Below are 13,238 nucleotides of genomic sequence, written 5' to 3'. Positions count from 1 at the left end.
GATTAGTTCGAAGGAATTTAACAGTTAAAGACGCGAAAGTAACCTTTATCGCAATTACCTCACATCTGTTCAGACCAGACTTTTCAACGACTTCACCCGAATCTTAAGGCGTTAGTGCATCTATCACTTTTACAAATATTCGATACTCATCTTCAGTGATATTTTCCAAACGCTTATTTTGCCAACCCACAATTTTAGGCAACAGCGCCCTATAGATTCGCTCGCCTTCCACTGACAATGAAATTAACGTAGCCCTTTTGTCTTGGTTGCTCACGCGCTTAACAATAGCATCTCGCTTAACCAATCGCTCTAACGCTCGTGAAACCTGCACTTTATCCAGTCGTGTTGCAATAGCGATGTCTTTGGCAGTTAGTACTGATGCTGGCGAGTTTTCGTTTCGGCCGCCTAAAGTGGCTAAAATTCGCCACTCTGGTTTAGTAAGTTTATATTCTGCATATTCCTTTGAAAGCGATTCACTCAAATCGCTCGCAAGCATGGCTACCTTGTAGGCAAGCATCTTTTCTAGCTGCATGTTTTAAGCCCTTATCACTGTATTACTCTTGCTATTTTTACTTCTGTGACCGCCTTAAAAGCCATGGTTGTTTTTATTTACCTTAGGCGTTACTTATACCCTCAATGTCGCTACCACTTGTGCGAACGTTCAAGCCGGTTCAACGTAGCCCTCGTAACTTTCACAGCTAATATCGTGCATTAAAAACACGCAATACGTCTAACCTTGTAGTGACCCTCACATAAAAGGTGTAAAGCTAGCGTACCAAATGTGTTTGGCTCTATCTCCTCTACTCGTCCGCGGTCATTGATTTACATTTCATTTATCTCTAGCCTAAACCTAATAGTTTCATTTGTAACTACTTTATTTAGCATTCATGTGTACAGCACATCGATGGTCGCCCATGGGAGGGTTTATGGATAATTTGTTGTATTTAACGGGGTTCAATAACGAGCACGAGACAGAAGCGTTGCCTGGTGCCCTTCCTAAAGGCCAGTTCAGCCCACAAAAAGTAAATTATAAGCTTTACGCTGAACAGTTTAGCAGTACTGCATTTACTGCCCCACGAGCAGAAAACCGCCGCAGCTGGACCTATCGTTTACGTCCTTCTATTGCTATGGGCGACTTTGAAAAAATTGATAATGGCCTCGTAAGAACAGCGCCTGAGTCTGATGTTCATTGCCCCCCGAATGTACTTAGATGGGACCCTGTACCCTTACCAGAAAACGACGTTGATTTTGTAGACTCGTTAGTCACCATTGCCACTAACGGTGACGCTAAAGCCCAATTAGGTATGGGCATTCACTGCTACAGTGCTAATGCCAATATGCAAAATCGTAGTTTTTACTCATCAGACGGAGAAATGCTGATTGTTCCTCAGTTGGGTGACATGCTGATCACCACCGAGTTTGGCAGGCTCAACCTTTCTGTAGGTGAAATAGCTGTTATTCCTCGTGGTGTTCGTTTTGCGGTTAATCCTACTAACGGGCCAATTCGCGGTTATATATGCGAAAACTACGGTCATCCTTTTGTGCTGCCAGAGCGCGGCCCGGTGGGCGCTAACGGCTATGCGAACCAACGTGACTTCTGCTACCCCACGGCTTGGTTTGAAGATAACGACACACCTCACACTTTAGTAAACAAGTTCTGTGGGAATTTGTTCGAAGCAAAACTCGATCACTCTCCCTTTGATGTGGTGGCTTGGGTAGGTAACTCTGCCCCTTATAAATATGATTTGTCCCGTTTCAACGTTATGAACACCGTAAGTTTTGACCACCCAGATCCATCGATATTTACCGTGCTCACCTCGCCATCTGAGCTGGAAGGTACGGCGAATGTTGACTTCGTTATCTTCCCTCCAAGGTGGATGGTTGCTGAAAATACCTTTCGCCCGCCGTATTACCACAGAAATATTATGAGCGAGTTTATGGGGCTAATTGAGGGAATGTACGACGCCAAAGAGCACGGGTTTGTGCCGGGCGGAATGAGCCTTCACAACTGTATGACTCCCCATGGCCCAGAAGCTGAAGTATTTGAAAAAGCATCAAACGCTGAGCTTTCGCCGCAGCGTTATGAAAATACGCTGGCGTTTATGTTTGAGTCTCGCTATGCCATTGCGCCAACTGAGTTCGCTTTAAACAGCGATATTCGTCAACGAGACTATCTGGCATGCTGGAAAGGTCTTAAAAAGTACTATGATGGTGAAAAATAAGCGCTCTGCGATTAGTAGTACTACACGCACTGAAACACAAACGAGCACTTGTACTGATTTTTGAACACTACTGACAGGCATCATATTTACTTAATAGCGTTTACTTTCAATAGGTTAGGGGATATTAATTTTCCCTAACTCACTTTCTCATTCCAGGTGAAAACAAAACGTTACGGCTTTGCTTTCCATACCCAAAATCCTTGAACTCGACACCTATTGCTTGCTTTTTCACTGCGCCCTTACAATCAAGTAACAATTATAAAATGTGATTTACGTTGAGGATGTACCGCTATGGCTGATTTATTTGAAAACCCTATTGGTTTAGACGGGTTTGAATTTTTAGAGTTCACTGCGCCGAAAAAAGGCATGTTAGAACCCATTTTTGAAGCTATGGGCTTTACTCTTGTTGCTCGCCACAAATCAAAAGACGTTGAGTTATGGCGTCAGGGCGACATCAACCTATTGAGCAACTACGAAAAGAATTGTCACGCAGCCTACTACGCCGAAGAACACGGTCCATCAGCATGCGGCATGGCGTTTCGCGTTAAAGATTCACAGCATGCTTACAAGGAAGTGCTTGCCCGCGGTGCACAGCCTATGGACACCCACACCGGTCCAATGGAGCTAAAGCTCCCTGCCATTAAAGGTATTGGCGGTGCAATGCTTTACCTTATAGACCGTTATGAAGGCGAGAACACCATTTACGACATCGACTTCAACTGGATTGAAGGCGTTGATCGCCATCCTGAAGGCTGTGGTTTCCATACCCTCGATCACCTTACCCATAACGTATATCGTGGACGTATGAATTTCTGGGCCGGATTCTACGAAAAGCTATTCAACTTCAGAGAAATCCGCTACTTCGATATTAAAGGTGAATATACCGGCCTACTATCGAAAGCCATGACGGCGCCAGACGGTAAAATACGTATTCCGCTAAATGAAGAAGCGGTTGGCGGTGGTGGCCAAATCGAAGAGTTCTTAATGAAGTACAACGGTGAAGGTATTCAGCATATCGCCTTCGCTTGTGACGACTTAGTAGCGTGTTTAGATAAGCTTAAAGCGAAAGGCATGAAGTTTATGACGCCTCCACCAAACACCTACTACGACATGCTTGAAGAGCGTCTTCCTGGGCACGGCGAAAACGTAGATGAGTTACAAAAACGTGGCATTCTATTAGACGGCACTACAGAAAATGGCGAGCCTCGTCTATTGCTTCAGATATTTTCTGAAACCGTTTTCGGCCCGGTATTCTTTGAGTTTATTCAGCGCAAGCAGGATGAAGGTTTTGGAGAAGGTAACTTTAAAGCCCTGTTTGAATCTATAGAACGAGACCAAGTTAACCGCGGCGTGCTTAACAAGTAGTCAGATAGCTAATAAAATTCGAAGGCAGCAAGTATCATTACTTGCTGCTTTTTTATTACTAAAAGATTTTGCTTAACTCAGGCCTTTTTCGTAGAGCGCGCACGCAGCACCACTGGGATCAATAATCACACAGAAGCTGTCTTTGCCATGGTGGCGTATGTCACCCACCTGCCTTCCACCCTTTTCAATAGCCGCTTTTAAAGCTGACTCGAGGTTTTCCACCGTGAAATAGTTAATCCACCCGCCTGGGTACTGCGCATTAACGCCCTTCTTATGACAAATACCGCCTACTGGTGTGCCGTCGGGTTTCATCATGACATAATCATTGTAGCCGCCCATATCAATGGGTTCTTTCTTCCACTTCATCACAACTTCATAAAAGCTGACAAGTTCGTCTGCATTTTCTACCGTAATATCGCACCATGAAGAATCTGACATAGTCTTTCCTTATTTTTTGTCGTATTAAAGGGCTATTGATCTTCGTCAACAAAGGTCAAGGCGTTTAATAACCGTTGCATTACCGACTCTGCCACCTTAATAAAGCTTTGTTAACTAGTAATTTACTTGTGACTCAAAAACTCCAAATTTTCATACGCACGATCTTGCGCAATTAAGTGATTCGTTGATAATGAATTTCTGCAAAAGGCATCTATTGTCAAGCTAAGAAATTGCAAAATCACTAAACATTTTTTATTTTAGTTGTAGACATAGCCTGTGGAAAATGCTTGTAAAATAGAGAATGTTATCCACTGAACATTGTTTGTACAGTTTATTTATCTGTTTAAATACAGTAAGTTACAACAAAGCCCCAAACTACTCAACAAACTTATCCACAGATTAAGTGGATAACACGTAGCACTTAATCACAGTTAGTGGTTTAATGTGAATATCTTCGAAGTTATCTTTTTTTCGGTTTCTCATGCCCAAACAAACACTTTTAGTCAGAGAATCTTTATTTACAATTCACAGCTTGGATCCTGAAACCAATATCCCCGCATCTGTACTTAATAGCCCTCTTTTTTTCTTAGGTAAAACAGAAGATGAACTATCTATTGTTGTGCCTGATTCGGTAGACGTACCGTCACTAGATAGTGATGATGGTTGGCGTGCTCTTGAACTGTTAGGGCCTTTGCACTTGTCCATGGTAGGGATCATGGCTCAAATTGGCCAAGTATTGGCATCAGCTAAAGTAGCAATATTCGTGGTATCAACCTTTGACACTGACTTCTTTTTAGTAAAAGACAACAAACTTAACGATGCTATTAGTGCGCTTAAGAAAGCTGGCTACTCGGTAAGTGAGGACGTCTGATACCGTGAACGCCAAGCAACTACAATACGCTCCAGACAATTTTACCAAGCAGTTTGTAACTTTGAGTCCGTTTTCAGGGCAAGTGGTTTCACTCTCACACATTGACGATCCCTATTATAAAAGTGGCCTTATGGGGCCTGGTGCAGCAATAAGATCAACGTCAAATACTGTCGTATCGCCTTTCGCTGGAAAAGTATTAAGCGTTTCCCCGCTAGATTACGCTGTCGACATACAGTCTAGCGCGGGCCTTAAATGCAAAGTTAAATATGGTGGCGATACTAGTCATCTGCATGGCGCACAATTCGTCTGTTCGCTAAAACGAGGCGATGATATTAAGCCTAAACAAGTACTCTTTACCGTAAATGCTGCATGGCTAAAGCAGCGCGGTGTTAGCAATACTTGTTCAATGACGTTGCTTAATGCACACGCGCTTATCGGCGTGTTGCCTACGCATCAAAAGTTTGTCGAAGCGGGCGAAGATTCATTATTAACACTTTACCTCTAGGGCCTGTTGACCTAACCATAAGACAGGCTTTCAGCCCTAAACGATTTGCTATTAAAAATCATCGCAAGTGAGTTTATCAACGTATCAACAGCTTGTATGATGTAGCACATTGAAAAACAAAAATGTACAGGCGCACTGTTTTCGGGCTATTGCAGTTTTCTATTTTCTCTAGCTTTTCGAAACAGCGCCACATAATGGCACTGTTCTAACCAGCGTCTTTCGTTTACAAACAACAAAGTAGTACGGAATAAATCACCATGAGCACAATCCTTTATGGGATCCCAAACTGTGACACCATTAAAAAAGCAAAAAAATGGTTAGCAGACAACGATATCGCTTTCACATTTCACGATTACCGCAAAGACGGGATAGATAACGACTTCCTTGTCCGCGCCGAGTCTGAACTTGGCTGGGAAGCAATGCTTAACAAACGCGGCACAACCTTTCGCCAGCTAGAAGAGCAAGAGAAAGCGAATCTAGATAAAGACAAAGCCCTTGCCTTGCTAGAGCTTCACCCAGCCATGGTTAAACGCCCTATTCTGCTTCACAACGACGCGTTTCATATTGGTTTTAAAGCACCGCAGTATGAGGAAATATTTTGTTAAACGACTCTGTTATTGAAATTGCCAAGCAGTTAATTAACCGTCGCTCTGTAACGCCAGAAGATGCGGGTTGCCAAGAAGCCATGGGCGAGTTTTTAGGTGAATTAGGGTTTAATAATGAAACCATGGTATTTGAGGACACGACGAACCTTTGGTCTCGCCGAGGTAAAGAAGGCCCGGTATTTTGTTTCGCAGGCCACACTGATGTAGTACCTAGTGGCCCAGAGTCAGCATGGAAAACACCACCATTTACCGCGACAGAAGTTGACGGCTATTTGCATGGGCGCGGCGCAGCTGACATGAAGGGCAGCCTTGCCGCTATGCTAGTAGCAACCCGCGAGTTTGTGAACAAATACCCTGATCACAAGGGAAGTATTGCCTACCTTATCACAAGCGACGAAGAAGGCCCGTTTATAAACGGTACCACTCGCGTTATTGATACCCTTGAGGCCCGCAATGAAAAAATTGATTGGTGTATTGTTGGCGAACCCTCTTCAACCGATGAAGTAGGCGATATAGTTAAGAATGGCCGTAGAGGTTCATTAACGGGTGATTTAATCGTAAAAGGTATCCAAGGCCATGTCGCCTACCCTCATTTAGCTAAAAACCCTGTTCACAGTGCAATGGCGGCCCTTGACGAGCTAGCTAAATCTCATTGGGATAACGGCAACGACTTTTTCCCACCCACCAGCTTCCAGATATCAAACATTCACGCGGGTACGGGTGCGGGCAATGTGATCCCGGGCGAACTGCACGTTTGCTTCAACTTCCGCTTTTCAACAGAAGTGACCGACCAACTTCTTATTGAACGTGTCACCGCTATTTTAGACGCCCACGATTTTGAGTACGAAATAAACTGGACCTTTAATGGACAACCATTTTTGACCGATACAGGCGCGCTATTAGAAGCAACCCAAGGTGCGATTGCTGCAGTTAAAGGTACACCTACAGTACTCTCTACTGCTGGCGGTACATCTGATGGTCGCTTTATCGCGCCAACAGGCGCACAAGTTATAGAGCTAGGCCCGGTTAACGCCACTATTCACAAAATTGACGAGTGCGTGAAAATGTCTGACCTTGAACAGCTTGCTGATATGTATTTCGGTATCTTAGAACGCTTGCTGGCTAAATAGCCGCTATTGATGGTTATGAATCAAGTGCCAGAAAAAGCGTGGTTAGGCCAGCACAACGACTATCTAGTTGATGCTGGCAACGGCCATAGACTGCATCGCGACGTGATATCGCCGTTCCTTGCCATGCAAGATGCTGCGCAAAAAGACGGTATAGACATACAGTTGGTCAGTAGCTTTCGTGATTTCGACAGGCAAACTGCTATTTTTAACCGCAAGTGGACGGGGCAAGCGCAGCTTCTTGATACCAACGGTGATGAGTTGCCTTTCGAGACGCTAAGTGACAACGAAAAGCTTCACGCTATTTTGACATGGTCAGCACTTCCCGGCGGCAGTCGCCACCATTGGGGCACTGACATCGACGTGTACGACAGAGCTGCTGTGCATAACTGGGGGGGCAAGTTTAATCTTGTCGAAAGCGAATACCTTTCTGGCGGACCGTGCCACGCTCTGTCCTGTTGGCTGGCTAACAATATGGAACAGTTTGGCTTTTATCGTCCTTTTTCGGTTAATACGGGTGGCGTCGCAGTAGAGCCATGGCATTTAAGCTTTCGAAACACAGCGTGTGTTTTCGAAAATGCCAGGCACTTAGATGGCTTTACAAAAGCCATCGAACAAAGCGATATAGAAGGCAAAACATGTATTTTGCCACAGCTACCTAGCTTGTATAATCGCTATGTATTGAACAAAGGGCTGTAGCCAACGGAATTTTTATGAGTACTACCTGGGTCATCATCATTATTGTTTTAGTATTGGGCGTTGTGATTGGGAATATCACGCTGCTTAAATACAGTGCTAGATTTAAATTTCCGACACCTTCTAAACCTTATGATGATAGTGACGACGATTCAAACAAGGACAATGAAAGCGCGAATACATCCGTTAAGGACCAAGATAAAAACAGCAACCCCCCACTGAAATAACCCTATTCTGATAGAGTCTGTCGCGGCATTTTAATCGAAGCCTAAGTAAAGCTTTTATAATTAGAGGCTTTTATAATGAGAAGCTTTTACCCATTGTTTATGCCGACGCAGGCACTTCAGTATTAGGGCTCTCAATTATTCATTCACAAATCACTTTTCACATTTAAACACACTCTAAGAGGTTCTAGACGTGTCTAAAAAACAATCCTTACTGGGCAATATCGGCGTACAAGTTGTCATTGCCATGATTATTGGCACCGCTGTTGGCGCCTTTATGGGTGAAAGCTCAGCGATGTTCGCTCCACTAGGTGCCATTTTTATCAACCTAATAAAAATGCTGGTTATTCCACTGGTGGCAGTGGCGCTTATCTCTGGCGCTGCGGGGCTTGGCAACAGCACTAATGCAGGAAAAGTGGGGCTATCTACCCTTGCTTATTTTGCGTTAACGTCAGCACTTGCCGTAACACTGGCGCTCATTATGGGTGAAGTGTTTAAGCCAGGAATGGGTATCGACGTTTCAGCGGTAGAAGGTATGTTCTCTGGTGATTACGCTTCTAAAGGTGAGCTACCTTCGTTTTGGGCTACCGTTACGGGTATGATCCCCACTAACGTATTTGCCTCGTTAACCAACGCGAACATTCTTCAAATTCTGGTGTTTTGCTTGTTCTTTGGCCTCGCCCTTTCTAAACAACCTAAAAAGAGCCGCGAGCCTATTTTAAATGGCGTGAACACTATCGTTGATGCCATGGTTTGGATGATCAACTGTGTGATGAAAATCGCGCCTATTGGCGTATTTGGTTTAATGGCAGAGGCAGTAGGAACATTTGGTTTTGCAGCGCTCATGGTGGTATTCAAACTCTTCTTGGTATTTACTGCGGCAATTTTAGTATTTGGTTTTGTGGTTTACCCGCTTTTGGTACAGCTATTTACAAAAACGTCGGCTAAGTCATTTCTCGTCGCCATGAAAAAGCCTCAGGCGGTTGCTCTTTCAACCGCGTCGTCCATGGCGACACTGCCGGTTACTATGGATACAGTAGAGAATGAGCTAGGTGTAAGAAACGCAACGGCATCTTTTGTACTGCCGTTAGGCGCCACCATAAACATGAGCGGAAATGCCATTTATTATGGCTTGGTAGCGGTGTTTTTTGCGCAGCTTTTCAATATAGATTTATCAATGGGTGCATATGTTGCCATCATCCTAACGTCTACCCTTGGCGCGGTTGGTCAAGCGGGCGTTCCTGGGCCATCATTCTTGGTCGTTGCGGTGTTGCTTGCTGCCGGCATTCCCATTGAAGGTTTACCCCTTCTATTTGCCTTGGACAGGATTTTCGACATGATCCGCACTGCGCTAAATATTACGGGTGATGCTGCATGCGCAGTGATCGTAGATACAATTGCCATTGATGCTGATGCTGTTGAAGAGCAGGCAATAGAAAATACGGCCAAATAAAGCCTAGTCTTACAGATAGAAAAGGGCAGCAAAGCTTTTTGAAACGCTTAGGCTGCCCTTTTTTTGATTGGATTGTGTCGCTTTTTACTTATCGCTATTTTGATCGGCACTTAATTGATAAACGTTAATTCACCAAAGCATACGCCCTTCATAATCTTATAAAGGGGTTGTTTTCACCGCAGTACCGCTAATGCTCACCATAAGCATACTGCCTTTATCGCCAATGACTTGATAGTCTAAGTCGATGCCAACTACAGCATTTGCCCCCATACTTCTGGCTTCGTGCTCTAGCTCAGTAAAGGCGAGCTTCCGCGCGGTGGTCAACTCTTCTTCATACGAACCTGAACGACCACCCACGATGTCGCGAATAGAAGCGAAAAGATCTTTAAATACGTTTGCGCCCATTACGGCCTCGCCCACAACAATACCGTAATAAGCTTCAATTTTATGCCCTTCAAGCGTTGGGGTAGTTGAAACAATCATGCGTAACTCCTTTTAATTTGAACTGTTTATTTGTCGCTATTAAGGGCGTGCGCCCTCTAGCTGTTGCCTTCAAACCACTGCTTAACGGACTTAACAAGTGCCTGAGCATCGTTTGTGTTATATGCCACTGCTGGCTGATTGCCCCACACGGGTTTTGGCCACGCATAATCATTTTCAAAACGTGCGACGTGATGAACATGAAGCTGCCTTACCACATTGCCTAGTGCTGCCACATTAAGTTTAAGTGGTGAAAACAAGGCCTGCATGGCTTTTGATGCCAATGCAGACTCTTTGAGTAAAGTAATCTGGTCTTCTTCTGACAAGTCGATAATTTCCGCTATATCATTTTTCATCGGCACTAAAATAAGCCACGGAAACTGACTATCGTTCATTAACAGTACACGACACAGCGAAAGATCACAGACAAAAAATGTATCATTGTGTAAACGGCTATCAAGTTTAAACATCTAGCTTATCCAACGTAGTAGGCACAACCGTTAACAAGGCGCGTTGCCCAATGGCCACTTTTGCATTTGGAAAAACAATGGCTTCGCCGTCCTGCTCTGCTATGTACTCTTTACCCGGTTCAGAAGCCAATACCGTGCCTTTAGGGTAGTCAGTGAAGTTGGGCGTATCGTCATCGAAATGAAGCGTAAACTGTTCTTCGTTTCGGTTTATAACTTGGTTCACGCGATAAATATCAAGGTCATCCATATCAACGGTTGGCGCGAAGTCGGTTTCAGTAATCAGCTGATTTATCGCTTGTTTGGCATCCTCAAATCGACGCATATCGTTTTGCCCAAATGGACGCACTTTGCCAAGTTCAACCGTAAAAGCGTGGGCGCTGTATTGATATGACGAAAAATAGCTAAAGGTGGTTGTCGAGCTTTCCGACAGCAGTATGGTTTTCACACCACAAGCGGCAAGAAATGCCAGCTGCCCTTTGCTGTGTATTCTGTCATGAAGATACGGGTATACCGCGAACTTTTCATTTTTAGAGGCGCGAATCGCTGTATGTAAGTCGTAGTGATATCGGGTGCCTTCGCCGGCTTCGAAGAAAGATGCCACGGCATCTTCGAGCTGTTTAGCACGAACGCGCTCTGCGTTCACTAAACCTTCGCCTTTTGAGTGTGCACCACTAAACAAGCGGTTCATGTTCTCTTCAACGAAACGCTCTGCAATATCCATCGCTGGCAGGTTGCCAAATAAGAATAAAACATCATGTGCAAGCCTTATGTTCCCTGTAAGGATCCCCTTAACCAATTCATCACAGATTTCGATAGGCGCAGTTTCATTACCGTGAACACCACAGGACAAAACGATACGTTTATTAGGTTTAGAGGTTGGCTGTACTGTGAAACTAATAATGCCAGGTGCACTAATATCTACATGCGTGCCATTGGCTAACGTAAATTGATGGGTGCGTTCAAACGATGCAGGGTTACGGCGAGAAATTGTTAAAAATTGGCCGTTTTCGATTAGTTCTTGCATAGGTGTAAGTTTTGTTAACTTTATCTAATTTAGAATAGCCCAAGTGTACCGACAGAGGCGGTCAAAATCACCTAATCTGCGTGTTTAATTATGCTCGCCTGTAAGTATTAAACAACAGGCTCAATACCTAAGGTCAATAGATGATGAAAGTAAGGGAACAGTTACTATTTCACTTGATAGCGCAAAAGAACTGATAAAACGACGGCGAACGTGATGAGAATAACAACGCTAACATGGGGTTAAAGTCGCTAAGCTTGAGCCCTCCTTGGCGAGTTGCCAATAATGATCTCTTGTTGAGTAAGCCTAACAAAATCGGGGAAAGGAATAGCGCGAGAAAACAGGTAGCCCTGTCCTTGACTAACGCCCACCTCTCGCAATATATGAAGCTGTTCGACGGTTTCAATACCTTCTGCGACCACACAGCAACCTTTTGCGTGGCCAATAACCTTAGCCGCCTCAATGATCGCTCTGTTAACTGGATGCGCTTCTAACTCCATCACAAACGACTTATCTATTTTAAGCGCGTCAAGGTCTAGGTCGCGAATATAGGCTAGGTTTGAATACCCCTTACCGAAGTCATCTACAGATATTGAAACGCCTAAACTACGTAGCTCATCTAACTGCTTTTTCACCATCAATGAATTAGACAGCGCAACATCTTCAGTAAGCTCAAGTTCTAAAAGTGAAAGCGGCAGCGCGTAGGCGTTACTTAGCTTAGTAAGTGTAGGTACTAGCTGGTTATCATATAACTGGGTAGGTGAAATATTTACTGATAATACTATGGGCATTCTTAGCCCATCCAGTTCAGCTAGCGCGCTAAACGCTTGCTCCAACGTCCAGTATCCTAGTTCATTCATCATGTTATAGGACTCTGCCGCTTCAATTAACGGGCCAGGAAACAATACGCCATCAAGTGGATGATTCCAGCGCAATAAACATTCAGCGCCAACGATCTCGAGCGTATTAAGGTCGACTTTGGGCTGGTAATAGAGTTCAAGCTCGTTGTGGGCTAAAGCACGCTTTAAATCAGCTTTTAGTGCTAAACTTCTGCCCGTATCAGTTTTGTCTGACTTAGTCAGGGCAAAGTAATTTTCGTACTTATTTTCTTTCGCTTGTTTTAAGGCCGTTTCCGCGCGCGAAACAAAAGAAGTGATATCAAAGTCATTTTTAATACTGCACACCACACCTACGTTAAAGTCTGCAATAAAAGCGGTACCATCGTAATGCATAGGCGTTTTGAAATGCTCTACTAAACGTTCGAACATCCGTCGCATCACGACTTCATTACTTTCGTTAGGAAAAACGATGCCAAAAACATCACCACTGATACGGCCAATCGATACCGCAGTTCCAAATAGGAGTTGGATGCGGTTGGCTATTTCAAGTAAAAAGCGATCGCCTACATGAATGCCCAGACTGGTTGTCACATCAGAAAAACGCACTACATCGACCAGCATCAATGAAATAGAAGCACTGCGATACGCTTGCTTCGAAATGCTATCGATAAACGCATAGCGATTGGGAATGGTTGCCAGTGATGTGTGTTGGCTCATGATGTTTTCCTTGAGCTTTACGCTTCTAGGTACTAAAAACAACTAGTTATATAAAACCATGGCGCTACGAAAGGCGCAACGACAGTAACGTATTATTTTGTATACCGTCTTATACTTTTGTACAACATTAGCTTAATATTGGACAAAAAGCATGGCTGTAGTACTTATTTCTGGTGACGTTAAGAACAAACTATGCCGTATTTTG

At 44.1% G+C, this 13,238-nt stretch carries 15 protein-coding genes; 9 read left to right on the top strand and 6 right to left on the bottom strand.

The genetic code is table 11. The annotated features are described in order from the left end of the window. Window positions 1–103: 103 nt before the first annotated feature. A complete protein-coding gene (locus ACXAGV_RS07075; protein ID WP_474872637.1) occupies window positions 104–532 on the bottom strand; it encodes a MarR family winged helix-turn-helix transcriptional regulator in 429 nt (142 codons plus the stop codon). A 394-nt stretch (window positions 533–926) separates the two neighbouring features. Between ACXAGV_RS07075 and hmgA the strand changes: the two genes are divergently transcribed. Both hmgA and hppD read left to right on the top strand, forming a co-directional pair. Next, window positions 927–2,222, top strand: coding sequence for a homogentisate 1,2-dioxygenase (gene hmgA / locus ACXAGV_RS07070; protein WP_474872636.1), 1,296 nt, complete (start codon window positions 927–929; stop codon window positions 2,220–2,222). A gap of 291 nt (window positions 2,223–2,513) precedes the next feature. Further along, window positions 2,514–3,587 carry a 4-hydroxyphenylpyruvate dioxygenase gene (hppD, locus tag ACXAGV_RS07065; RefSeq protein ID WP_474872635.1) on the top strand — a complete coding sequence of 358 codons (1,074 nt, stop codon included), beginning with the start codon at window positions 2,514–2,516 and terminating at the stop codon, window positions 3,585–3,587. Window positions 3,588–3,659: 72 nt separating this feature from the next. On the opposite strand, the gene ACXAGV_RS07060 is transcribed toward hppD, so the two are convergent. Continuing rightward, complete coding sequence (locus ACXAGV_RS07060) at window positions 3,660–4,025, bottom strand: VOC family protein (RefSeq protein ID WP_474872634.1); 366 nt, start codon at window positions 4,023–4,025, stop codon at window positions 3,660–3,662. 481 nt (window positions 4,026–4,506) lie between these two features. Between ACXAGV_RS07060 and ACXAGV_RS07055 the strand changes: the two genes are divergently transcribed. The 7 genes from ACXAGV_RS07055 to ACXAGV_RS07025 all read left to right on the top strand — a co-directional run bounded on the left by ACXAGV_RS07055 (window position 4,507) and on the right by ACXAGV_RS07025 (window position 9,506). Continuing rightward, a complete protein-coding gene (locus ACXAGV_RS07055; protein ID WP_474872633.1) occupies window positions 4,507–4,896 on the top strand; it encodes an ACT domain-containing protein in 390 nt (129 codons plus the stop codon). A 4-nt stretch (window positions 4,897–4,900) separates the two neighbouring features. Further along, window positions 4,901–5,401 carry a PTS sugar transporter subunit IIA gene (locus ACXAGV_RS07050; RefSeq protein ID WP_474872632.1) on the top strand — a complete coding sequence of 167 codons (501 nt, stop codon included), beginning with the start codon at window positions 4,901–4,903 and terminating at the stop codon, window positions 5,399–5,401. A gap of 257 nt (window positions 5,402–5,658) precedes the next feature. After that, window positions 5,659–6,006: an ArsC family reductase gene (locus tag ACXAGV_RS07045; RefSeq protein ID WP_474872631.1), complete on the top strand. Its 348-nt coding sequence runs from the start codon at window positions 5,659–5,661 to the stop codon at window positions 6,004–6,006. Beyond that, window positions 6,000–7,136 (top strand): succinyl-diaminopimelate desuccinylase, encoded by a 1,137-nt coding sequence (dapE, locus tag ACXAGV_RS07040; protein WP_474872630.1) that lies wholly within the window; start codon window positions 6,000–6,002, stop codon window positions 7,134–7,136. Before ACXAGV_RS07045 ends, dapE begins: the two co-directional genes overlap by 7 nt. Before the next feature lie 9 nt (window positions 7,137–7,145). After that, window positions 7,146–7,832 (top strand): M15 family metallopeptidase, encoded by a 687-nt coding sequence (locus ACXAGV_RS07035; RefSeq protein ID WP_474872629.1) that lies wholly within the window; start codon window positions 7,146–7,148, stop codon window positions 7,830–7,832. 14 nt (window positions 7,833–7,846) lie between these two features. Further along, a complete protein-coding gene (locus ACXAGV_RS07030; RefSeq protein ID WP_474872628.1) occupies window positions 7,847–8,056 on the top strand; it encodes a DUF2897 family protein in 210 nt (69 codons plus the stop codon). Between the two features lie 190 nt (window positions 8,057–8,246). After that, window positions 8,247–9,506, top strand: a complete 1,260-nt coding sequence (locus ACXAGV_RS07025) for a dicarboxylate/amino acid:cation symporter (RefSeq protein ID WP_474872627.1) — start codon at window positions 8,247–8,249, stop codon at window positions 9,504–9,506. Between the two features lie 156 nt (window positions 9,507–9,662). Here the strand turns inward: ACXAGV_RS07025 and ACXAGV_RS07020 are convergent, their stop codons facing one another. The 4 genes from ACXAGV_RS07020 to ACXAGV_RS07005 all read right to left on the bottom strand — a co-directional run bounded on the left by ACXAGV_RS07020 (window position 9,663) and on the right by ACXAGV_RS07005 (window position 13,033). Next, entirely contained in the window at window positions 9,663–9,989 is a 327-nt protein-coding gene (locus tag ACXAGV_RS07020; RefSeq protein WP_014949040.1) for a heavy metal-binding domain-containing protein, read from the bottom strand. 56 nt (window positions 9,990–10,045) lie between these two features. Beyond that, window positions 10,046–10,456, bottom strand: a complete 411-nt coding sequence (locus ACXAGV_RS07015; RefSeq protein ID WP_474872626.1) for an HIT domain-containing protein — start codon at window positions 10,454–10,456, stop codon at window positions 10,046–10,048. After that, complete coding sequence (gene astE / locus ACXAGV_RS07010; RefSeq protein ID WP_474872625.1) at window positions 10,449–11,480, bottom strand: succinylglutamate desuccinylase; 1,032 nt, start codon at window positions 11,478–11,480, stop codon at window positions 10,449–10,451. The genes ACXAGV_RS07015 and astE overlap by 8 nt, the downstream gene beginning before the upstream one ends. Before the next feature lie 248 nt (window positions 11,481–11,728). Next, window positions 11,729–13,033, bottom strand: coding sequence for a putative bifunctional diguanylate cyclase/phosphodiesterase (locus ACXAGV_RS07005; RefSeq protein ID WP_474872624.1), 1,305 nt, complete (start codon window positions 13,031–13,033; stop codon window positions 11,729–11,731). Between the last annotated feature and the right edge of the window lie 205 nt (window positions 13,034–13,238).

Source organism: Alteromonas sp. ABH4_453 (assembly GCF_056160665.1).
Note: the sequence above shows the minus strand (reverse complement) of the source record. Positions and strands in the feature narration are given on the sequence as shown.